Source organism: Pseudomonas sihuiensis (assembly GCF_900106015.1).
Taxonomy (GTDB): Bacteria; Pseudomonadota; Gammaproteobacteria; order Pseudomonadales; family Pseudomonadaceae; genus Aquipseudomonas; species Aquipseudomonas sihuiensis.
The window spans coordinates 4,917,630-4,939,028 of record NZ_LT629797.1; the positions used below are offsets into that span (position 1 = coordinate 4,917,630).

Genomic DNA, 21,399 nt, shown 5'->3' on the forward strand with positions numbered 1-21,399 from the left:
GGGGCAACAACGCAGATGCCGGTTTCAGTGCGGCCGATTTTAGTGCCTAAAGTGGCGCATGCCGGTAAACACCATGGCAATGCCGGCTTCGTCGGCAGCCGCGATCACTTCGTTGTCGCGCATCGAGCCACCGGGCTGGATCACCGCGGTGATGCCGGCCTTGGCGGCGTTGTCGATACCGTCGCGGAAGGGGAAGAAGGCGTCGGAGGCCATGACCGCGCCGGGCACCGGCAGGCCAGCGTGCTCGGCCTTGATGCCGGCGATGCGCGCGGAGTTGACGCGGCTCATCTGGCCGGCGCCGACGCCGACGGTCTGGCGGTTCTTGGCGTAGACGATGGCGTTGGATTTGACGAACTTGGCCACTTTCCAGGCGAAGATCAGGTCGTGGATTTCCTGCTCGTTCGGTGCGCGCTGGGTAACGATCTTCAGGTCGGACGCTGCGATCATGCCGATGTCGCGGCTCTGCACCAGCAGACCACCATTGACGCGTTTGAAGTCCCAACCCGCAGCGCGCTCGGCCGGCCATTCGCCGCATTCGAGCAGGCGCACGTTGGCCTTGGCAGCGACCACTTCACGGGCGGCGGCGCTGATTTTCGGGGCGATGATCACTTCGACGAACTGACGCTCGACGATGGCCTTGGCGGTTTCGCCATCCAGCTCGCGGTTGAAGGCGATGATGCCGCCGAACGCCGATTCGGTATCGGTGGCGTAGGCCAGGTCGTAGGCCTTGCGGATGCCGCCTTCGTCTTCCGGTACCACGGCCACGCCGCAGGGGTTGGCGTGCTTGACGATGACGCAGGCCGGTTTGACGAAGCTCTTCACGCATTCCAGCGCGGCGTCGGTGTCGGCCACGTTGTTGAACGACAGTTCCTTGCCCTGCAATTGGATTGCGGTGGAAACGCTGGCTTCGCCCTTCTTCGCTTCGACATAGAACGCCGCACTCTGGTGCGGGTTCTCGCCGTAGCGCATTTCCTGTGCCTTGACGAACTGGCTGTTGAAGGTGCGCGGGAAGGCGCCGCGACCTTCGGTGGACAGGGTGTCCGCCGCCTGGTCGATGGTGCCCAGGTAGTTGGCGATCATGCCGTCGTAGGCCGCGGTGTGCTCGAAGGCCTTGAGTGCCAGGTCGAAGCGCTGGGCGTAGCTCAGGCCGCCGGCCTTGAGCGAGGCGACGATGCCGGCGTAATCGCCGGTGTTGACCACGATGGCGACGTCCTTGTGGTTCTTCGCCGCGCTGCGGACCATGGTCGGGCCGCCGATGTCGATGTTCTCGATGGCGTCGGCCAGGTCGCAATCAGGCTTGGCCACGGTGGCTTCGAAGGGATAGAGGTTGACCGCGACCAGGTCGATCGGCTTGATGCCGTGCTCGTCCATCACTGCGCCGTCCAGGGCGCGACGGCCGAGAATGCCGCCGTGGATCTTCGGGTGCAGGGTCTTCACGCGGCCGTCCATCATTTCCGGGAAGCCGGTGTAGTCAGCCACTTCCACCGCGGCTACGCCGTTGTCCTTGAGCAGCTTGTAGGTACCGCCGGTGGAGAGAATCTCGACACCGAGGGCGGCCAGTTCGCGAGCGAATTCGAGGACACCGGTCTTGTCGGAAACGCTGATCAGCGCGCGGCGGACGGGCAGAAGGGTGGTCTGGTCGGTCATTTCACTATCCATCAGAGCGGGGATATCAGCAAAAAAGGCGGCTCATGCGGGCCGCCCTTTTCGGGAGTTCAGGGTTACAGCAGGTCGTACTGCTTGAGCTTCTTGCGCAGCGTACCGCGGTTCAGACCGAGCAGTTCGGAGGCCTTGGTCTGGTTACCTTTCACGTAATTCATGACGGTTTCCAGCAGCGGCGCTTCGACTTCGGTGAGCACCAGGTTGTACACGTCGGTGACGTCCGCGCCCTCGAGATGGGCGAAGTAATTGTGCAGCGCCTTCTCCACGGCGCCGCGCAGGGTCTGGCCCTCTTCGCTCGGCGTGTTCAGGTGCTGTTTAAGGCTGGTGTTGTCACTCACGGGTGCAATTCCACTCACTAGGGTCTCTGTCATCAACGTCATGCGGCCACCTCGTTTCCATCGTTGTGCCGTTCGCGGAAGAACGCGCGAACGTGGGCGCACTGTGCGTCCGTACTGTCCAGACGGTTGAATTGGGCGCGAAACTCCCTGGCGCCCGGCAGGGTTGCCAGATACCAGCCGACATGCTTGCGGGCGATACGCGTGCCCATCAATTCGCCATAGAAGACGTGCACTGCAGCCAGGTGCTCTAGCAGAATGCGTTCCACTTCGAGCAGGCTCGGTGCCGGCAGGGTTTCGCCGGTACGCAGGTAGTGCTCGATTTCACGGAAGATCCACGGCCGTCCTTGGGCGGCACGACCAATGAGCAGGGCGTCGGCGCCAGTGGCGTCGAGCACGGCCTTGGCCTTCTGTGGAGAGTCGATGTCGCCATTGGCGAACACCGGAATCGATATCGCCTGCTTGATGGCAGCGATGGTGTCGTACTCGGCTTCGCCGGTATAAAGGTCGGCGCGGGTGCGGCCGTGTACGGACAGTGCGGCAATGCCGGCATCTTCGGCGATTTTCGCCACGGTAATGCCGTTCTTGTTCTGGCGGTCCCAGCCGGTACGAATCTTCAGGGTCACCGGCACGTCCACCGCACCGACCACGGCAGCGAGGATTTCCCGTACCAGCGGCTCGTCACGCAGCAGGGCGGAGCCGGCGGCCTTGTTGCAGACCTTCTTGGCTGGGCAGCCCATGTTGATGTCGATGATCTGCGCGCCTAACTCGACGTTCTTGCGTGCTGCGTCGGCCATCATCTGCGGGTCGCCACCGGCGATCTGCACCGAGCGCGGCTCGGGATCACCGGCGTGCAGCAAACGCAGGCTGGACTTGCGGCTATTCCACAAGCGCACATCGCTGGTGACCATCTCCGACACCACCAGGCCGGCACCGAGACGGCGGCACAGCTGGCGGAACGGGCGATCGGTGACGCCGGCCATGGGAGCCAGGATCAACCGATTGGGCAATGTGTAAGGGCCAATACGTGGGGCCGACATGGGGCGTCCCTGCTTGTTGGTGCGCAGTTGAGACAAAGGGCGATCAACACCTGCCCTCCACTGTGTCCTCAGGGGAAACTGCGGTGGGTCGGTGCTCGCGAAAGGGTGGGCATGATACCCGCTCTGGATGACCGGATAAAGGTCGTTTTGAACAAATTCTGAACAGCTATGGGCTTATCGCCAGGAGTTAGTAAGGAAGGCCTGCGACCACGGGTCGCGCCGTCTTCAGACTACTCGGGTGAGTGGAAGCTCAGGCTGTAGTTCACCGCGCGGGTGCCCGGGTCGAGGATGTCCAGCGAGATATGGATGGGCGTTTGCGGCGGCATTTCGCTCTGCCCGGCCAGCTCGCCAGCGAGGTATTCGCTGGGTTTGAAGCGGCGGCTGGCGACCAGCTGGCCGCCCAGATCGGCGAAGCGCATTTCCAGCAGCGGGAAGGGCTGGGCGAAGGGTGCGCGGTTGTAGAGGATGGCGTCGACGATCAGCGCGCCGGAGAACTCCGGGTGGCTGCGCACCACCAGGTTGCTGCTGCGAATCTGGCCGATATCGACTTTCGATGGCAATGTGCAGCCGATGTTCGGACACAGCTGTTCGAACCAGGGGCGATAACGCTCCTGACGCGCCAGTTCATCGAAGTTGTACGCGACGTACTGCGCCAGCAGGCCGCCTGCAGCCAACAGGTTGAGCAGGCCCCAGCCGAACACGCGCCCCCAGGCGATGCCCTGTGGCTGACGCCATTCGAGTTGCAGAGGTTCGTCGTCCAGTTCGAACAGTCGTTCCTCGCGCAGGCCAGGCTCGTTGCGCGTCACTCTTGGCTGTTCACGCTCGTCGCGCGGGTCCTCGTCCTGTTGCTGCTCTTCGTCCGGCTCGTCGTCGAGATTACCCAGGCGCGGCTCGTCTGCTTCGTCGAGATCATCGGCGACTGGCTGTTTGCGAGTCGTGACGGATGGGGCGAGCTCGGCAGAGACCCTAGGCTCGGGTGCGGCAATCGGTTCGGGCTGTTCTTCAGCCGGTTGCAGTCTGAGGCTGTCGCGCTCACGCTTCAGCGGCTCATCACGCTGCAGGGCTTCGGCCCAGGCTTCGTCATGGGCTTCTTCGGGTTCATCCGCGGCGCTGCTGGCGAAGTTCCCGGTGTAGTGGGGCGCCTGTTCCAGGGCGAGGAACTGCTGCGACAGCTGCTGCTCCTGCTCTTCCAGCTTGGCCAGCTCCTCGTCAAGGTCGAGGCTGTCCAGATCGAGGTCGTCGTGGATCCACAGCGTATCGTCAATCGGCCTCTTTGCCGGAGGCTTGCTGCCGACCTCGGCTTGAGCCTTGCTGACCTGGGTGCTTGGCGCTTTGGCTGGCGCAGCTGCTGCCGCGCGTGTGCCGAAGAGTTGCTCGGCAGCATTGAACACGTGCAGGCAGGCACCGCAGCGTACTGCGCCATGGGCAGCAGCCAGCTGTGCCTGGCTGACACGGAAGCTGGTACGGCAATGGGGGCACTGGGTGATGTGGCTTTCGCTCATGCGCGGGTCCGGAAAATCCAAGCAGCTAGTCTAAAGGAGCGGCTTCAGGCTGCAAGCCACAAGCTGCAAGTAAGGGCAAAGCAGCCCGGCCTTCATCCGGGTTCGCTTGCAGGTTGCGGCCTTCAGTCTTACCGCGTGCCTAGCGCTTGATGCCGCTGATGCGCACCCAGCCGTCCTTGGTGGCGGTCGGGTCGAGGTCGAAGGCGCCGGCATAGGCAGCGCGGACTTCCTCAGCCTGTTCGGCGAGGATGCCCGACAGCGCCAGGCGTCCACCGCCTTTGACCAGCGCAGTGATCTGAGGTGCCAGGGAAACCAGCGGGCCGGCGAGGATGTTGGCGACGACCACGTCCGCCGGCTGCTGCGGCAGATCGGCTGGCAGGTAGACCGGGAAGCGTGCCGGGTCGATGCCATTGCGCGAAGCATTGTCGCGCGAGGCTTCCAGGGCTTGTGGGTCGATATCGGTGCCCACCGCCTGCGGCGCGCCGAGCAGCAGGGCGGCGATGGCGAGGATGCCCGAGCCGCAGCCGAAGTCGAGCACGTTGCAGCCCTGCAGCTCCTGGTCGTCGAGCCATTCCAGGCACAGCGCGGTGGTCGGGTGGGTGCCGGTGCCGAAGGCCAGGCCCGGATCGAGCAGCAGGTTCACGGCGTCCGGCTCCGGTGCGGCATGCCAGCTCGGCACGATCCACAGGCGCCGGCCGAAGCGCATCGGCTGGAAGTTGTCCATCCAGCTGCGCTCCCAGTCCTGATCCTCGATGCGCTCGACATGATGCTCCGGCAGCGAGCCGCCACACAGCAGTTGCAGATGGGCGATCAGTGCGGTCTCGTCGGTGTCGGCTTCGAACAGGGCCAGCAGATGGGTGTGCGACCACAGTGGGGTGGTGCCCAGGTCCGGCTCGAAGATCGGCTGATCCTCGGCGTCCATGAAGGTCACCGATACGGCGCCTACTTCCAGCAGGGCGTCCTCGTAGGTTTCCGCCTGTTCGGGAGTGATGGCGAGACGGACTTGTAACCAGGGCATGGCGGGCTCCCTTCGGGAGCGGCTGCAGGCGTCAGGCTGCAGGCCGCAGGAAAAAGAAAGGAGCGGCCGAGGCCGCTCCGAGGTGGTACATCATAATCTGGCAAGCCTGAAGCCTGAAGCCTGAAGCCTGAAGCCTGAAGCCTGAAGCTTAGTGCTTGTCCATACCCAGTTTCTTTTCCAGGTAGTGGATGTTCACGCCACCTTTGACGAAACCCTTGTCGCGCACCAGGTCGCGGTGCAGTGGCACGTTGGTCTTGATGCCGTCGACCACGATCTCGTCCAGGGCATTGCGCATACGGGCCATGGCTTCGTCGCGGTCCTTGCCGAAGGTGATCAGCTTGCCGATCAGCGAGTCGTAGTGCGGCGGTACGCTGTAACCGCTGTACAGGTGCGAGTCGACGCGCACGCCATTGCCGCCCGGGGCATGGAAATGCTTGACCTTGCCGGGGCTGGGCATGAAGTTGTCCGGGTCTTCGGCGTTGATCCGGCACTCCACGGAGTGGCCGAGGATCTTCACGTCTTCCTGCTTGATGGACAGCTTGTTGCCTGCGGCGATGCTGAGCATTTCCTTGACGATGTCGATGCCGGTGACCATCTCGGTGACCGGGTGCTCCACCTGAACACGGGTGTTCATCTCGATGAAGTAGAAGCGACCATCTTCGTAAAGAAACTCGAAGGTGCCGGCGCCACGGTAGCCGATCTCGATGCAGGCATCGACGCAGCGCTTGAGCACTTCGGCGCGGGCCTTCTCGTCGATCAGCGGGGCCGGAGCCTCCTCGATCACCTTCTGGTGGCGACGCTGCAGCGAGCAGTCGCGGTCATACAGGTGAATGGCGTTGCCCTGGCCGTCGGACAGCACCTGAACTTCGACGTGACGCGGGTTGCCGAGGAATTTTTCCAGATAGACCATCGGGTTACCGAACGCAGCACCGGCTTCGGTGCGGGTCAGCTTGGCCGACTTGATCAGATCTTCTTCCTTGTGCACCACGCGCATGCCGCGACCACCGCCGCCACCTGCGGCCTTGATGATCACCGGGTAGCCCACTTCACGGGCGATGCGCAGGGCTTCTTCCTCGTCTTCCGGCAGCGGGCCGTCGGAGCCGGGAACCACCGGTACGCCGGTTTTGATCATGGCTTCCTTGGCCGACACCTTGTCGCCCATCAGGCGGATCACGCTCGCGGTCGGGCCAATGAAGGCAAAACCGGAGTTTTCCACCTGTTCGGCGAAGTCGGCGTTCTCGGCGAGAAAGCCGTAGCCCGGGTGGATGCCCGTGGCGCCGGTCAGTTCAGCTGCGCTGATGATCGCCGGGATGTTCAGGTAGGACTGCGCGCCGGCTGCCGGACCAATGCAGACGGACTCGTCGGCCAGGCCCAGGTGCATCAGTTCGCGGTCGGCGGTGGAGTGCACGGCCACCGTCTTGATACCCAGCTCCTTGCAGGCACGCAGGATACGCAGGGCGATCTCGCCACGGTTGGCGATAAGGACTTTTTCCAGCTTCTGCATTGCAGGCTCCCCGGGCATCAAACGATGGTGAACAGGGGCTGGTCGTACTCAACCGGCTGGCCGTTTTCCACCAGGATGGACTCGATCACGCCGCTGGCTTCGGCTTCGATGTGGTTCATCATCTTCATCGCTTCGACGATGCACAGGATGTCACCCTTCTTCACGGTCTGACCGACTTCGACGAAGTTGCCCGAGGTCGGCGAAGCAGCGCGGTAGAAGGTACCGACCATCGGCGAGCGAGCAACGGTGCCGTTCAGTTTCGCGGCGGCGGCCGGGGCGGCTTCAGCGCCCGGAGCAGCTGCAGCGACAGGAGCAGCGACCGGAGCCGGTGCGGGCGCGTACATCGGCTGCGGGGCATAGGCCGGTTGCTTGCTGTGACGGCTGATGCGTACGGACTCTTCGCCCTCTTTGATCTCCAGCTCGTCGATACCGGACTCTTCCAGCAGCTCGATCAGTTTCTTGACTTTACGGATATCCATGAATGGTCAACTCCCAGAGGTGAGGTAGGACTTGTCTACCAGGCTACGCGTCAGGCGCGCCCGGCCAGTTGTTCGAGTGCCGCTTCCAGGGCCAGCCGATAACCGCTGGCGCCAAGGCCGCAGATCACCCCTACTGCAACGTCGGAAAAATAGGAGTGATGGCGGAAAGGTTCACGCTTGTGCACGTTGGACAGGTGCACTTCGATGAATGGGATGCTCACCGCCAGCAATGCGTCACGTAATGCGACGCTTGTATGGGTAAAAGCGGCAGGATTGATCAGGATAAAGTCGACACCTTCACCCTTTGCGGCGTGAATACGGTCGATCAGTTCGTACTCGGCATTGCTCTGCAGGTACAGCAGATGATGGCCAGCCTCGCGGGCGCGCTGCTCCAGATCCTGATTGATCTCGGCGAGGGTGGTGGCGCCATATTTGTCGGGCTCGCGGGTGCCCAGCAGATTCAGATTGGGGCCGTGCAGCACCAGTAGGGTGGCCATGGTCGCGTTCCTTGTTGTTCAGGCTGCGCAGGACTATGCCGCAGCTGCGCGATGTCAGCAATAGTCGACACGATGCCTGCCGTTTGCGGCAGAAATATGACTATAGCGTTGGTTTCGGTCGTTGCCAGGGCATTTGCTAAGAACGGGCGATGATCGCGTTCAACGACCTGCCTGGCGGTTGCTGGCCTGATCCAGGCGCCCTACGAAGGTGGCGGCATTGACCTCACCTACGACACGCAGATCGAGCAATTCGTCACCATTGCCGGCGAACAACTGGATGGCAGGTGGGCCGAACAACTTGTAACGGTCCAGCAGGGCGCGCTGGGCGGCGTTGCTTTCGGTGATATCGAAGCGGATCAGGCGCCAGCCGGCCAGTTTGCTGCCTACTTCGGCATTGCCGAACACCTCGCGCTCGATGACCTTGCAGCTGATGCACCAGTCGGCATACCAGTCCAGCAGCAGCGGCTGGCCGCTGGCTTTGGCCTCGGCCAGTGCGGCGTCCAGTTCGGCGGGGCTGCTCAGGGTTTGCCAGGCACCGCTCTTGGCGCTGCTCTGGCTGGCACCGGCCTGCAACTGGCCGAGCGGCTTGAGCGGATCGCTCGCACCCTGCAGGGCACCGACCCAGGCGGCCAGGGCATAGACCAGCAACGCCAGACCGGCGATCTGACCGAGCTTCTGTCGATGCGTTTTGGGACCGAACTCCAGCGCACCGAGGAATACCGCCACGCCACCCGCCAGCAGGCCCCACAGGGCCAGGCTGAGACTGCCCGGCAGTACGCGCTCGAGCAGCCAGACCGAAACGGCCAGCAGCAGCACGCCGAAGGCATTGCGCACCGTGACCATCCAGGTACCGGTTTTCGGCAGCAGCGCACCACCGCCCACGGCGAACAGCACCAGCGGCGTACCCATGCCGAGGCCGAGGGCGAGCAGCTTCAGGCCGCCGCCCAGGGCATCACCACTGGCACTGATATATAGCAGGGCACCGGCCAGCGGCGCCGAGACGCAGGGGCTGACCAGCAGACTGGACAGCACGCCGAGCAGGGCTGCATTCAGATGCGAGCCGCCATGGGTCTTGCCGGCCAGGCGATCCAGCGGTTCACTGATGAAACGTGGCAGGCGCAGCTCGAACAGGCCGAACATGGCCAGCGCGAAGAAGGCGAAGAAGGCGGCGAAAGGCACCAATACCCAAGCCGATTGCAGGCGAGCCTGCAGATTGAGGCCCGCGCCGAACAGCCCCATCAGCGTGCCGAGAATGGCGAAGCAGGCGGCCATCGGCAGGACATAAGCCAGCGACAGAGTCAGGCTGCGCAGGCCGCCCAACTGGCCGCGCAGCACCACGCCGGAGAGGATCGGCAGCATCGGCAGCACGCAGGGGGTGAAGGTCAGCGCCAGACCGCCGAGGAAGAACAGCGCCAGCTCTTTCCAGTTCCAGCCTGTCGCGACCGGCGCCACATCACCGCTGGTGGCGGCAGGCATATCACCGATCTCGATATATTCGGTTTCCGGCGGATAGCACAGGCCCTTGTCGGCGCAACCCTGATAGCCGACCTGCAGGCGCAGCGGGCGGTTATCCGGGTTGTCCAGCGGCACACGGATATCCAGCACGCCGTAGTACACCTCGACATCGCCGAAGAATTCATCGTGCTTGGCCTCGCCTGCTGGCAATTCGGCGTCGCCGAGCACCAGGTCCGCCGGTTCGACGCTGAAATTGAATCGATGGCGATAGAGGTAGTAGCCCTCGGCCGCGACGAAGCGCAGCGTCACTGCCTGTGCATCGCTGCTCACCAGGCTCAGCTTGAAGGCTTCACGCACCGGCAGGAAATCGCTGCTGTTGTTCAGCGGTGCGCCAATCGGCGAGGCGGCAGGGCGCTGGTCGAACAGGTTGGCGCTGGCGGGCAGGCTCAGGCAGAGCAGAAGCAGGGGAAGCAGCAGTCGACGCAGTGACATCGGGCGAATATCTCGGCGAAAGGTGGCGGCATGATACCGGAAAGCGCTCACCCGTATCGTCGTCGCCGCGCCGGGGCGTCGATTGCCGGAGATGAGCGGAACCTTGGAGAAGGCCGGCCTTGTCGAGTTCCCGTGCAGATCAAGCCTGCGCTGCCGTGTCGCAGGCGCTTAGACGCGAAACGCCTGTACGGCGCTGTGCAACTGGCCACCCAGGTGCAGCAGGCGTTCACTCTCGCTGCGTCCGTTGGCGATCAGGCCGAGGTTGTCGTCGCCCAGTTGGTGGATGCGTTCGCCGTGTTCGCGAATCTCGCTGACCGCATTGCTCTGCTGCGCGGTGGCCTCGGCGATACGCCCGGCCATGCTGGCGATGGTGCGGATGGCGCTGACGATCTCGTCCAGCGCACCATCGGCCGCTTCGGCCTTGCCCGCGGTAGCTTCGGCGTGTTCGACCTGGGCACGCATGGCCTGTACCGACTGATGCGCGGCTTGTTGCAAGCGGCCGATGACATCCTGGATTTCCGCGGTGGCGCTGCCGGTGCGCTGCGACAGTGAGCGCACCTCGTCGGCGACCACGGCGAAACCGCGGCCGGCCTCGCCGGCGCGCGCGGCCTCGATGGCGGCGTTGAGGGCGAGCAGGTTGGTCTGTTCGGCAATGCCGCGAATCACCGTAAGCACGCTGCCGATGGTGGCGGTCTCGTCGGCCAGACGTTCGATGGCCTGGGCGTTGCCCTGCACCTCGGTGACCAGGGCGTGCAGCCCTTCCAGGCTCTGGCCGATGACCTGCTGGCCCTGGACCAGAGCGCGGTCGGCGTCGCGGCTGGCGTCGGCGGTCTGGCTGGCATCCTGGGCGACCTGGCCGATGGTCGCTTCCAGCTCGCTCAATGCGTCGCGGATCAGGGCGGTATCGCCGGCCTGGCGTTCGGCTCCGCCGTGCAGGCCGCCGCTGAGGTCGGCCAGGGTACGACTGGAGCCGGCGACATGCTCGGCGTGGCCGCGAATGCTGGCGACCAGCTCCACCAGATAGCGGCGCAGGTGATTGAGCGAATCTTCGATATCGCGCAGCTCGCGGGTGCGGGAATTGATGCTGATCGGCGTCGCGAAATCACCTTTGGCCCACTGCGACAGCGCCGGTACCAGGCGCTCGAGTACTTGCGACAGGCGCCGCTGGATGCGGTCGATGAGCAGGGCGATCAGCAGGATCAGACCGATCATCAGGCCTTGAATCAGCCGCACCTCGCCCTGAATGCGCGCATATTCGCCTTTTACCAGAGGCTCCAGCGCCGCCAGTGCCTGTTGCACCTGGGTCACGCGTTCGGTGGTGGTCACGGCCAATTGCTGGCGTTGCTCGACCAGCTCGCGGGTACGCTGCAGTTCGCTGGGGTAGCGGCGTACCAGGGTGCTCAGTTCGCGTTTCAGCTCGATGCCACGATCCTGCGCCTGTTGCTCCTGCTGTGTTTCATCCAGGCCTAGCAGCGCGGCGAAACCGACGCTGGCAGAGCTGTCGGCCTGCTGCACGCCGAGTAGCGGTAACTTATCCAGCGCCTCTGCCTGTTGAGCAAGAGCCTTGAGTTCGCGTTCGACGTCGCCGAGTAGCTCACTACGACCCTGGCTGGTGAAGCGTTCGCGGGCGTGGGCCAGCTTCAGCAGGCGCGAACCGGCTTCCTGCAGTGGTTTGCGGTAGTCACCGGCGGCGGGGCTGCTGGCATCTGCGACGTACTGGGTCAGTTGTTCCAGCGCGGCGAGCATCTCGCGTTCGGCTTGCAACAGCAGCCCTTGCGGATCACCGGCCAGTTTGCCGGCCGCCAGCAGCTGATTGGCGCTGAAGTCGCGCAGTTGCTCAAGGCTTGGGCGCAGCTCGGTGGTCAATTGTTGCGGCAGTTGTTCGAGGGCTTCGTCGAAGGCGTCGATGGCCTGGGTCGCGCTGCTGTGTTGCACCGCGTTGCCACCGGCCAGGTAGGCCTGAATATTGTCGGCCACCTCGCGCTGGAACTGCTGGGACAGCGTCAGGTAGCGCTCCATCAGTTGCACCGGTTGCTGCAACGCGCGCTGCGACCACCAGAGCGTCGCCGCCAGCGCAACGCAGACGGTGACCAGCAGCAGGGTGTTTAGGTTGGTGAGCAGCTTGAGGCGCATGACGGGCTCGATCGACGACTGAACGATGCCCGCGAGCTTATTGCGGTTTGGTTACATCCTGATGACGGCGTGAGTTGCGTCACGTTCTGCGGGAGCCGCCAGTAAGTCTCAGTTTGACAGAGAGGCTGTCAGCCAACTGTTTACCTGGCGTATGTCTGTATCGCTGAGCCGCCCACTCCAGCGATATAGAACTAACAAACTGGTGATGTAGTTGTATTGCGATTGCAGTAGATCTCGTTTGGCGCGGAACTCCATCTCGATGCTATTCAGAACATCTACGGCGTTCATTACTCCGTAGCTGAAGGCCTGCTCGGTCGCAGTCCGTGAGCGCTCGGCAGAGGCGAGGGCGAGTTGCAAGGCTGTCACGCGATTCAGGCTGGCCTCGAGGTTGAGGTAGGCTGTGCGTGTCTCCCGCACTACCTGCCGGCGCAGGGCTTCGTGTTCGTACTGAGTCGCATCGAGCTCCGCATGTAGTGAAGCAACCCTGGCTTGGGTCGAGCCACCACTGTAAAGGGGAATCTGCACGCCCAAAGAGGCAACGTAGGTATCCGAGCGGGGAGTTGCAGTTCCTTCGTAGCCGATATCGCTGCGCTGAGCGTTTAGGTCTAATGCCAGGGTTGGCAGGTGTTCGGCCTTCGCTTCCCCGAGAGCGGCTTGTGCCGCATCCAGTGCCTGGCCCCTGGCCAGCAGGGCCGGGTTGCTGCGCAAGGCGGTCTCTACCCAGAACTCCTGGCTCTGTTGCGGTGGGAGGAAGTTCGGTTGCGTGGCGAGCCGTTTCAGGGGTTGTTCCAGCGAGCGCCCGATCAGTTCGGCAATGGCTTCCCGGTCTATTTCAATCTGATTGGCCGCTTCGATGGCCTGTGCTTTCAGTAGATCTACGCGGGCCTGAAGCTCGAGCACATCCGTGACTCTGGCCATCTTCTTCGCAAACAGTGACTCAACCCTTACATGGTTGCGCGTCGTTGCGTCCAGTTCCGCTTGAACCAGGCGTAACTCGTCCTCGGCCGCCAGTGCCGCAAAGTAGCGCTCGGCGAGGTCAATGCTCGCCTGTACGCGAGCCTCCTCGTATTCGAATGTACTCTGTCTGGTGAGAGCCGAGAACTTCTGATAGCTGCGCCACGCCTGAGGTGCGTATAGCAGCTGGCTCAGTCCGAGCGAATAGGCCTGGCCGTTGTAGCGGCTGCGGGCGAGGTCGTCCTCGCGCTGGCTACTATTGACGCTGGCGTTGCCGCCGAGCTGCGGCAACAGACGGCCCAGAGCTTCGCGTTGGCGCCCTTCACTGCTTTTTTCCAGCGCCCCCGCTCTGAGTATTCTGGGGTCCGCGTTGCGGGTTTCGATATACAGATCCCATAGGTCGACGGGCGTGCCGGAGGCCATGGCGATACTCGCATGCGTCAGAGCACAGAGCCCTAGGGCTGATAGCTTGAGTATTGAGATGCGCACGCTTCAGTCCTCAATCAGTGAGCGGGCCAGTGCATCACCGGCAGGCTGCATCAGATAGTTGAGTAGTGTGCGTTCGCCCGTGTTGATCAGTACTTCCGCTGGCATACCTGGCAGCAGGGTCAGCCCCCCGAGAGTGGCCCTGCCCTCTTCGGTCAGCTCGAGACGACCGAGGTAGTACGGCATACCCGTGTCCGTATCGATCAAACGATCAGCAGAGATATGCGTCAGCATTCCTTCGATCACCGGGGTGGTGCTGCTCTTGAAAGCACTGAAACGGATATCGGCATGGCGACCGATGGCTACCCGGTCGATGTCCGTAGGCGCTATGCGTGCTTCGACGACCAGCTCCGCGTCTGTGGGAACTATGTCCAGTAATGGCGTGCCGGCGCCTATTACCCCGCCAACCGTGTGCACGCTCAGGCCGATTACCATGCCGGACTCTGGCGCCACGATCCGCGTCCTTTCAAGCCGGCTCTGGATGGCTGCGAGGCGCTCGCGCAGATCCCGTACGCGGGTATGGGTGTCGCCGAGTTGGCTGGCCACTTCGCTGGCAAAGGCTTTGTTCAGTTGCAGGATCTGCAGCCTCGTCTCGCTTATGCGCAAACGTGCTTGGGCCATTGCCGATCGATGCTCGGCAATTTCGCTACGAAGGCGTGTCAAGCTGCGTTCTTGATCCCGCAGGCGCTGGATGTCGATGAAGCCTTCTGCGAGCAGTGCGCGCAGATCGGCAATCTCCTCGGCATAGGAACTGGCCAGTTCTTGCTTGCTGGAGACCATGGCTTGGAGGCCTTCGATCTGCGCCTCAAGCTGCACTATGTTTTTTTCAAAAATGCTTACTTCCCCGGACAAACTGCTGCGTCTGGTCTGGAAAATCTGCTCCTCGTTGGCCATCGCTTCCCGGATGCGGGGATCGCCGGGGGCGAAATCGGGCACTGGCAAGGTGCCGTCGTGAGTCTTCTGCTCGGCCTGCAGTCGGGATTCCTGGGCTAATAGCGCGATCAACTGGCTGCGCACCATCTCGAACTCTGCACGGAGCTGGCTGTCATCGAGCTCCAGAAGAACGTCGCCGACCTGGACCGGGTCGCCATCACGCACATGCAAGGCATGGACGATGCCTCCCTCCAAATGCTGCACGGTCTTGCGATAACTCTTGACCGTAACCACCCCGGGGGCGAGCGCGGCGCCATCCAGTGGTGCCAGAGTGGCCCAGCCGCCGAACAGGCCAAAAGTTACGAAGAGAATGCCATAGCCCAGGCGCCGGATCGGCTTATCGTCGATGGGCAAAGGGGGGAGGGTGTGGCTAGGGGTCATGGGACTATTCATGTCGGCTGCTGAGGGTCGGCGAGCCGAGGGCCGCTGATGCTGGGCTCTGGCTTACTCTGCAGCTGTTTGAGCACTTTGTCGCGGGGGCCGCATAGGGGCATTTCGCCGGCGTTCATCACGATCAGGCTGTCGAGCTGCGCCAGCACATTGGGGTGGTGGGTGATGACGAAGAGGGTGCTACCGCGCTGCTTCATGCTTTGCAGCGCCTGAGCAAGCATCTTTTCCCCTGCCTCGTCGAGGTTCGAGTTCGGCTCGTCGAGGATCAGCACCCTGGGATTTCCATATAGTGCCCGGGCCAGCCCGATACGCTGGCGCTGTCCGCCAGAAAGACCGCCGCCATTTGCGCCGATGCGGGTGTCATAGCCTTGCGGTAGTTGCAGGATGAGCTCGTGCACTCCTGCCAGTCGTGCCGCCTCCACGACGGCCTCGGCATCCAGCTCGCCCAGCCGGGCGATGTTGTCACCAATGCTGCCCTCGAACAGCTCGATGTCCTGCGGTAGATAGCCAAGGTGACGGCCCAGTTCCTCGCGGCGCCATTGGCTAACGTCTGCGCCATCCAGGCGAACATGCCCTTCCAGTGCTGGCCAGATACCGAGTAGTGCGCGCGCCAGGGTCGACTTGCCCGAGCCGCTCGGACCTATGATGCCGACCGCGGTGCCCGGTGTGACCTGAAAGTTGATATTCCTGATGACCGGCCGGGAGCTGCCCGGGGCACCAGCGTGAAGGTTTTCTACGGCAATGCTGCCCAGTGGACTGGGAAGCGGCATGGGCTCGGGCTCCTGCGCTACCTTGGCCAGCAGCTCATGCAGGCGCGCGTACTGCGAGCGGGCGCCGATAAAGCCCTTCCAGGCGCCAATCATCTGATCGATGGGGGCTAGGGCCCGACCTAGAAGGATTGAGCCGGCGATCATCAGGCCCGCGCTGATCTCATGGTTGATCGCCAGGTATGCGCCAAGGCCTAGGATCAGCGATTGCACCAATTGGCGGAAGGTTTTCGACAGAGAGCTGATCGCGCCGGCACGATCGCTGGCGCTGCTCTGTAGAAGCAGAACCTTGTGCACCTGCTGTAGCCAGCGCTGGCGGAGGTTGGGCAGCATGCCCATGGCCGCGATGACCTCTGCATTGTTAAGGCTCTTGCCGGTAAGGTCGGTGGCGAGCAACTGTTCGCGATTTGCCTGCTGCAGGGGAGCCTGGGTCAGGCGTTCGTTGAGCATGGCCAGGGCAATCAGCAGCAGTGAGCTGACCAGCCCCAGCCAGCCGAACCAGGGATGGAAGATAAACATCACGGCGAGATAGATTGGCAGCCAGGGTGCGTCGAAGAAGGCGAAAAGACCATTGCCGGTGAGAAACTGGCGCAGGCCATTGAGGTCGCTGAGCGGCTGGGTGGTGGCCTTCACGCCGCCCGAGTCCAGTGCCAGCTTGAAGCCTGCGTCGTGGAGGCGGGCGCCCAGATCGTTTTCCAGGCGGGTACTCACGCGCACCATGATACGTGAGCGCACCCACTCCAAGGCGCCCAGGCTGATCATCAGAAACAGCATGATCAGGGTCAGCATCAGCAGCGTGGCTTCGCTACCACTACCCACTGCGCGGTCGTAGACCTGCAGCATGTAGAAGGAGGGCACCAGCATCAACAGGTTGATGAAGAGGCTGAACAGCGCCACCGCGAAAAAGCTCGTACGACAGGCGAGCAGGGTGCGTTCAAGGTCGGTTTGCGATAACCGCAGCATGGTGGGAGTCCGGAGCGTCGAGGGGGCGGCGAAGAACTTGGTGGCGGGTTGGTCGGCGGCCGGGCAGTTTGCCACCTTTGTCGCGCCGGCTCCATCGGGGATGGAGCCGGCGGTTGGTTAGGTTCTAGACGATGAAGTCATCCACGCTTAGTGCGCTTACACCGACCAGTTTGATGGAAAAGTCAGCGTCGAGGTTGCCGCTGCTGTTGCCGTAGAGGATCAGGTCACTGCCGTCATGCGCGGCCCAGAGCTGCTTGGTGCCAGTGATAACGCCATCTTCCTTGAAGCTCCAGCCCTTGAGCGCGCTGAAGTCGAGCTTGTCCACTCCTGCCTCATTGAAACCATGAATCACATCCTGCTTGCCTTCGCCGATGCCGAGATCCTTGAGTGAGGTGAAGCGGAAGGTGTCGTCGCCTGCGCCGCCATGCATGATGTCCGCTCCGGCGCCTCCGATCAGCACGTTTTTTCCGCCCTCACCAGCATAGAGAGTGTCGTCACCGGCACCGCCGCTGAGGATGTTGTCGCCAGCGTTGCCCCGGATCACGTTGTTCAGCGCGTTGCCGGTCAGGTTGAGCCAGAGGTCTTGAGTGTCACTGGCGTCAAGGTTTTCCAGGTTAGCGCCGAGGATCAGGGTGGTGGCTTTGCTGGCGTCCGCCATTTTGTCCAGGACATCCTGGCTGACCCGTAGTTGCAGGGTGTCCTCGCCTTCACCTTTCTTCTCGACGATGCTGTCTTCGAGGGCGACCGTGGCCTTGGTACCTGTGCCCTTGACGATCAGGTCGACGATATAGGTATCGTCGCCCTTGCCGCCGATCATTCTGTCGACACCGCCTTTGCCGTCGAGGACGTTGTTGCCGGAATTGCCGGTGATGACGTTTTTCAGCCCGTTTCCGGTGCCGTCGAGATGGTCGCTGCCCTCGAGAATCAGGTTCTCGACGTGGTCGGTGAGTTCGTAGCTGACATGGGCCTTGGCCGTATCGGTGCCTTCCTTGTCGTTTTCCTCCACGATGTCACCGATGTTTCTGACGATATAGGTGTCGTTGCCCTTGCCTCCAATCAGGGTATCGATACCAGCGCCGCCGTCGAGGATATTGTTGCCGTCGTTGCCCCGCAGGATGTTATTGAGTGCGTTGCCCGTGCCGTTTAGGGCAGCCCTGCCAGTCAGGATAAGCTCTTCAAGATTTGCACCGAGAGTGAAGTGAACGGAGGAGATGACCGTGTCCCAGCCTTCGCCGGCGTTTTCGTGCACCTGAGCATCCCTGTGAGTCACATGGTAGGTGTCGTTACCCTTGCCGCCGCGAAGGATGCTGGCGGTCTTGCCGGCATCGAGAACGTTATTGGCATCGTTGCCGATTATCTCGAACAGGCCGCTGCTGGCGATCTGTACGTTTTCCACTTCAAGCAGGTTAACCGCGCTCAGGTCGATCACTGCCGGAGCGGAGTTGCTGCTACCTTTGAAGGTGATACGCAGGGTGTCGTTGCCAGCGTCATAGTAGGTGTTCTCGTGATCCCGGTTGATCCACTCCAATTCGCGGATGTCATCAAGGACATAGAGGTCGTCGCCGTCCCCACCGACCATGATGTCGAGACCCTTGCCGCCGTCAAGCAGATCGTTTCCGGCACCACCATATAGTTGATCGTCGCCAGCCAGGCCGAATAGTTGGTCATCGCCGTCGCCACCATAAAGTTCGTCTGAGCCCGCATTGCCGGTGATCTTGTCATTGCCAGCGCCACCGAAGAGCCAGTTATGACGCTTGTCGGTGCCGGTAATGACGTCGTCGCCGCTCAGCAGGGCCATTAGCAGGTCAACCTGAGAAATAGTCCGGTATGAGAGGTAATCAGCTAGCTCGTCCAAGGTGGTTTGGGCCATGGCGCTAGCCTGATAGGAACCGGAGTTGCTCATGCCGTCGGCATAGAGGCTCTGGCCATTGAACTTGAGGCTGTCCAGCTTGCTGCCGGGCTTGAACGTGCCAGTCAGGGCGTCGTAGGTCAGCCCTAGCTGGCTGCTCAAGGAGAGGCTGTAGGAGTAAGAAGAAGTGGTCTGGGTCGCTCCGCTCTTTTCGGTCAGTTTCTCGTTATGGGTTTTGTTGTAGGTGTTGATGGTGAGCGTCTGCAGGGCACCAGTGGATTGGTAGTTGGCCTGCCCCACGAAATTAATCGTGTCCGAAAAAGTCTGACTGCCGTTTATCGAGGTTTCGCTGTTGGAATAGCTCGCTTTGGCTTTCGTGATGGACAGGCTCTTGTCGCTGCCATAGCCCCGGGCAAGGGCAATGTCTGCGTTGGCGTTGTTCTTGATGGTGGTCTGGGACAATGGCTGCCCGGCGATATTCTTCGTCGCGTAGTTGTCGTTCAGGGAAAGCTTGTTGTAGCTGGATGAGTGATTACTGTCGGTCAGCTTGATCTCACGGGAGCCGTTGACCCAGCCGATATGTTTTTTATTCTCGTCCAGCAGTTTCGTAGTGTCGTAGCGATAGAGCACTTTCGCCGAGAGGTTTGCAGGCGTTCCCACGAATGGGTTGTAGTCGTCAAATCTGGCCCAGGAAACCTTGCGGGTCTCTAACTGATAGGCTTGGAGGGCAAGGGCGCCCGTGATGCCGTCTACATAGCCGTTATTGGCGTTGCCATTGAAGCTGTAGTTCAGGGCATCGATGATGTTGGTAAGCAGTGCGAAATTGTCGTTGGTCTTGATTATTGCCATCTGAGAACATTCTTCCTTGAATTAAATATGTCGGCATGAAGGGCTCCGACGTGGGCCCTACCTTCGGGCATGCCTGCGTCAGATGTTGGCGCTAGACAAGCAGGGCGAGCCTCAGTACCTGGCAAACAGTCCGCTGTTTTCGATGCATCACGAATCCAGTGGCGTAACGCTTCGCTATGGCTGCATGGCCGCCGAATGTAGGACTGCGCAGAAGACCGAAGCCGGGTACGGCTAGTTGTGATGCGCCGGATTTTATAATTCTGCTTATGGTGTGAAAAGGTGGGTTAGCGCATTGTGCGATCCCCGTACAGCTCCACCCGGTTACGACCACCGTGCTTGGCCTTGTACAGTGCCTCGTCGGCGCGCTTGGACAGTGCGTTGCCATCCAGGCCCGGTTGCAGCATGGCGATGCCGCAGCTGAAAGTGCAGGACAGGTCCTGCGGCTGGGCCGGGTAGTGGATTTCGGCGAAGCGCTGGCGAATCTCTTCCAGCACCTTGAGCGCTGATTGCTCATCGGTATCGGGCAGCACCACGGCAAATTCCTCGCCGCCGTAACGACCGATGTGGTCGGTCTTGCGCAGGCGCTGCTTGAGGAACAGCGCCAGGCTCTTGATCACGCGGTCGCCCATGGGGTGGCCATAGGTGTCGTTGACCTTCTTGAAGTGGTCGATGTCGAGCATGGCGAAGGCCAGCGGCTGCTCGTCGCGACGGGCGCGAAAGCAGGCGTCTTCGAGCAGCTGCAGGGTATGGGTGTGGTTGTACAGGCCGGTCAGGCTGTCACGCACCATGCGCGCCTTGAGGTTGCGTGCACGGGCCGCGCGGTTGCGCACGGTGGCGATCAGATGGCGTGGCTTGATCGGTTTGGTGAGGAAGTCGTCGCCGCCCTCGCTCATGGCGTCGAGCTGCTTGTCCAGGTCGTCCTCGGCCGACAGATAGATGATCGGAACGCTGACGTAACGGTCGTTGTGGCGGATCACCTTGGCCAGTTCGGTGCCGTTGCAGTCGGGCATGTACATGTCGAGGATGATCAGGTCTGGCTGGAATTCGGCCAGCGCGTCCATCGCCTGAATCGGCTCGGTCAGGGTGTGGGTGAGAATGCCGGCGCTGTTGAGCACGCGCTCGGTATGGGTCGCCTGGGCCTTTGAGTCGTCGACGATCAGCACCTTGTACGGGTCGTACTGCGAGACGTGGGTCAGTACCTCGATACGTTCGAGCAGGCTGGAGGCGTCCAGCGAACCGGTGAAGAACTCCTGCCCGCCGGCGCGCACTGCGGCCAGGCGCGTTGGGGTGTCGGTATCGCAGTGGCTGAAGAACAGCAGCGGAATCTTCTGCTCCAGACCCTCTTGCACCGAGTTGGCAAGTTCCAGACCGGCGCCGGCGAAATCGACGTCCATGACGATGGCAGCCGGGTGGCGCTCGCTGATGGCGGCGCGGAAGGCGAGCTCATCACTCAGGGCCTGCGCCGCCAGGCCGAAGAAATCCAGTTGCTGGGCAAGACGCTCGGCGCGCTGGGCATCCTGCAGGGCCAGGTACACCGGTTTGCGCAGTGGTGGCAGGAAGGTCTGTTCGAAGGCATCGCTATGACGCAGACCGGTTCTCGACAAGCGCTGCATGGCCTGATTGAGTCGGGCGATCAACGTGCTGTTGAGGCGACCGCGATTTTCCACCACTTCATCGAGGCTGACGCCAATGCTTTGCGCCAGCTGCGCGTGCTCGATCTGCTCGAATCGCTCGGCGTAACGCAGCAGGCGCAGGTTGGCCTCGGTCAGCTCAGCCATGCCGGCATCGTTCCATTCGCTGCGTTGCAGGCGCTGCCAGACTTCCAGCACCTGGCGTGCCTGGTGAATCACGCGCTGGGCGAAATGGTGCTTGAGGCGATCTCGACTGGGATCCGGGTGCTCGGTCATGGGCCGACTTCTATAGGTGGTTAAGTCAGTGGTGGCTTGATGCTATCACTTGCTGGAGGCGCTGACATTGCCGTCGATCAATTGGCGTCGGTATTTCTGTCGAATAAGCGACAGAAATGTAGTTTTCCCTTACCAGCGGTAAGTTTGCCCCTCTGCCCTGCGTTTTGCTGTGGGCTTGCCTTAT

The 21,399-nt window shown here is 62.2% G+C and carries 15 protein-coding genes; all 15 read right to left on the reverse strand.

The genetic code is table 11. The features are described from left to right. Positions 1-39 precede the first annotated feature (39 nt). Positions 40-1,647, reverse strand: coding sequence for a bifunctional phosphoribosylaminoimidazolecarboxamide formyltransferase/IMP cyclohydrolase (gene purH, locus BLT86_RS23025; protein ID WP_092379845.1), 1,608 nt, complete (start codon positions 1,645-1,647; stop codon positions 40-42). 74 nt (positions 1,648-1,721) lie between these two features. Further along, positions 1,722-2,042 carry a DNA-binding transcriptional regulator Fis gene (gene fis / locus BLT86_RS23030; RefSeq protein WP_026088753.1) on the reverse strand — a complete coding sequence of 107 codons (321 nt, stop codon included), beginning with the start codon at positions 2,040-2,042 and terminating at the stop codon, positions 1,722-1,724. Next, complete coding sequence (gene dusB, locus BLT86_RS23035; RefSeq protein WP_092379847.1) at positions 2,039-3,037, reverse strand: tRNA dihydrouridine synthase DusB; 999 nt, start codon at positions 3,035-3,037, stop codon at positions 2,039-2,041. Before dusB ends, fis begins: the two co-directional genes overlap by 4 nt. A 230-nt stretch (positions 3,038-3,267) precedes the next feature. Beyond that, positions 3,268-4,539 carry a DUF3426 domain-containing protein gene (locus BLT86_RS23040; RefSeq protein WP_092379850.1) on the reverse strand — a complete coding sequence of 424 codons (1,272 nt, stop codon included), beginning with the start codon at positions 4,537-4,539 and terminating at the stop codon, positions 3,268-3,270. A 139-nt stretch (positions 4,540-4,678) separates the two neighbouring features. Then, the gene (prmA, locus tag BLT86_RS23045; RefSeq protein WP_092379852.1) at positions 4,679-5,557 is read right to left on the reverse strand and encodes a 50S ribosomal protein L11 methyltransferase; all 879 of its coding nucleotides are present in this window, start codon (positions 5,555-5,557) and stop codon (positions 4,679-4,681) included. A gap of 148 nt (positions 5,558-5,705) precedes the next feature. Next, positions 5,706-7,061: an acetyl-CoA carboxylase biotin carboxylase subunit gene (gene accC / locus BLT86_RS23050; protein ID WP_092379854.1), complete on the reverse strand. Its 1,356-nt coding sequence runs from the start codon at positions 7,059-7,061 to the stop codon at positions 5,706-5,708. A gap of 17 nt (positions 7,062-7,078) precedes the next feature. Then, positions 7,079-7,540, reverse strand: a complete 462-nt coding sequence (gene accB, locus BLT86_RS23055; protein WP_017678759.1) for an acetyl-CoA carboxylase biotin carboxyl carrier protein — start codon at positions 7,538-7,540, stop codon at positions 7,079-7,081. Positions 7,541-7,590: 50 nt separating this feature from the next. Beyond that, complete coding sequence (gene aroQ, locus BLT86_RS23060) at positions 7,591-8,037, reverse strand: type II 3-dehydroquinate dehydratase (RefSeq protein ID WP_017678760.1); 447 nt, start codon at positions 8,035-8,037, stop codon at positions 7,591-7,593. 159 nt (positions 8,038-8,196) lie between these two features. Next, positions 8,197-9,984 carry a protein-disulfide reductase DsbD gene (gene dsbD, locus BLT86_RS23065; protein ID WP_092379856.1) on the reverse strand — a complete coding sequence of 596 codons (1,788 nt, stop codon included), beginning with the start codon at positions 9,982-9,984 and terminating at the stop codon, positions 8,197-8,199. A gap of 168 nt (positions 9,985-10,152) precedes the next feature. After that, positions 10,153-12,117, reverse strand: a complete 1,965-nt coding sequence (locus BLT86_RS23070; protein WP_092379857.1) for a methyl-accepting chemotaxis protein — start codon at positions 12,115-12,117, stop codon at positions 10,153-10,155. Positions 12,118-12,225: 108 nt separating this feature from the next. Continuing rightward, on the reverse strand, positions 12,226-13,494 hold the full coding sequence (locus BLT86_RS23075) for a TolC family outer membrane protein (RefSeq protein ID WP_092380503.1): 1,269 nt from the start codon (positions 13,492-13,494) through the stop codon (positions 12,226-12,228). A 69-nt stretch (positions 13,495-13,563) separates the two neighbouring features. Next, positions 13,564-14,871: an HlyD family type I secretion periplasmic adaptor subunit gene (locus tag BLT86_RS23080; RefSeq protein WP_167377337.1), complete on the reverse strand. Its 1,308-nt coding sequence runs from the start codon at positions 14,869-14,871 to the stop codon at positions 13,564-13,566. An 8-nt stretch (positions 14,872-14,879) separates the two neighbouring features. Then, a complete protein-coding gene (locus BLT86_RS23085) occupies positions 14,880-16,610 on the reverse strand; it encodes a type I secretion system permease/ATPase (RefSeq protein WP_092379863.1) in 1,731 nt (576 codons plus the stop codon). Between the two features lie 124 nt (positions 16,611-16,734). Beyond that, positions 16,735-19,308 (reverse strand): calcium-binding protein, encoded by a 2,574-nt coding sequence (locus BLT86_RS23090; protein WP_092379865.1) that lies wholly within the window; start codon positions 19,306-19,308, stop codon positions 16,735-16,737. Between the two features lie 284 nt (positions 19,309-19,592). Next, on the reverse strand, positions 19,593-21,215 hold the full coding sequence (locus BLT86_RS23095) for a response regulator (RefSeq protein WP_017678767.1): 1,623 nt from the start codon (positions 21,213-21,215) through the stop codon (positions 19,593-19,595). Between the last annotated feature and the right edge of the window lie 184 nt (positions 21,216-21,399).